The sequence below is a fragment of the Jiangella rhizosphaerae genome (assembly GCF_003579925.1).
Lineage (GTDB): Bacteria > Actinomycetota > Actinomycetes > Jiangellales > Jiangellaceae > Jiangella > Jiangella rhizosphaerae.
This window is the reverse complement of sequence record NZ_QUAL01000210.1, coordinates 1-682: the sequence shown is the minus strand read 5'-3', so window position 1 is coordinate 682 and position 682 is coordinate 1. Positions and strand designations below refer to the sequence as shown.

Here is a 682-nt window from a genome sequence, read left to right as displayed (position 1 = left end):
TACATCATCGCGTTGCCGTTCTTCGGCATCATCACCGAGGTCATCCCGGTGTTCAGCCGCAAGCCGCTGTTCGGCTACAAGGGGCTGGTCTTCGCGACGCTGTCCATCGCGGGTCTGTCCGTGGCGGTGTGGGCGCACCACATGTTCGTCACCGGTGCGGTCAATCTCCCGTTCTTCGCGGCGATGACCATGCTGATCGCCATCCCGACGGGCCTGAAGTTCTTCGCCTGGATCGGCACCATGTGGCGGGGGTCCATCACGTTCGAGACACCGATGCTGTTCGCCATCGGCTTCCTCGTCACGTTCCTGTTCGGTGGCCTGACGGGCATCATCCTGGCCTCGCCGCCGCTGGACTTCCATGTGTCCGACACGTACTTCGTCGTGGCGCACTTCCACTACGTGGTGTTCGGCACGGTCGTGTTCGCGATGTTCTCCGGGTTCTATTTCTGGTGGCCCAAGTTCACCGGCCGCATGCTCGACGAGCGGCTCGGGAAGGTGCATTTCTGGCTGCTGTTCATCGGCTTCCACGGCACGTTCATGGTGCAGCACTGGCTGGGTGTGGAGGGCTTCCCGCGCCGCTACTCCGACTACGACGCCGCCGACGGGTTCACCTTCCTCAACCAGTTCTCCTCGGTGTTCGCCTTCGTGCTGGCGGCGTCGACGCTGCCGTTCCTGTGGAATG

General features: G+C 62.9%; 1 protein-coding gene. It reads left to right on the top strand.

Annotated elements, in window-relative coordinates:
• Positions 1–682, top strand: a 682-nt coding sequence (locus DY240_RS22485) for a cbb3-type cytochrome c oxidase subunit I (RefSeq protein WP_199702071.1), incomplete at both ends; no start/stop codon positions are given.